1 protein-coding gene is annotated in these 705 nt (G+C 59.3%); it reads right to left on the minus strand.

Annotated features, from left to right (window positions below):
* Positions 1-35 precede the first annotated feature (35 nt).
* Positions 36-479: a 50S ribosomal protein L11 gene (gene rplK / locus F4V54_RS11030; RefSeq protein ID WP_005327961.1), complete on the minus strand. Its 444-nt coding sequence runs from the start codon at positions 477-479 to the stop codon at positions 36-38.
* Positions 480-705: the final 226 nt, after the last annotated feature.

Raw genomic sequence — 705 nt, forward strand, 5'->3', positions numbered from 1 at the left:
CGGCGGGCCGTAGCTTGCCCTACCACATAAAGTTTTTACTTCTCCGGTGCGCCATCAACGGTGATGCCCATGGAGCGGGCGGTACCGGCGATGATGCGAGCGCCGTTCTCGATGTCACGTGCGTTCAGGTCCGCAAACTTGGTCTCTGCGATTTCCTTGCACTGATCCCAAGACACAGAGCCGACCTTGTCGGTGTGTGGGACGCCGGAGCCCTTCTTGATGCCAGCGGCCTTGAGCAGCAGCTTAGCTGCCGGCGGGGTCTTCAGCTTGAAGTCGAAGGAACGGTCCTCGTAGACGGTGATCTCAACCGGAACCACGTTGCCACGCTGGTTCTCGGTAGCGGCGTTATAAGCCTTGCAGAACTCCATGATGTTGACGCCGTGGGCACCCAGTGCCGGGCCAACTGGCGGTGCCGGGTTAGCGGCGCCTGCCTCGATCTGCAGCTTGATGAAGCCGGATACCTTCTTCTTAGGAGCCATCGAATTACCTCTTTCCTGTGTTACCGGGATGTCCGCCACGATGAATAACGGGATCCCGTCCGGATGCTCACCTTCAGTGGGCCACCGGAGGATGAAACGTTTTCTTATACGCACGCCAAAGGCGCACGACGTTCCAGTTTAGAACACCGTGCGCCCTGCACAAAATCACTTTTTAGGAGCTGCGCTCGATCTCGGTCGGCGACAGCTCCACCGGGGTCTCGCGGCC

Origin of the sequence: Corynebacterium tuscaniense (genome assembly GCF_008693065.1) — a bacterium.
Lineage (GTDB): Bacteria > Actinomycetota > Actinomycetes > Mycobacteriales > Mycobacteriaceae > Corynebacterium > Corynebacterium tuscaniense.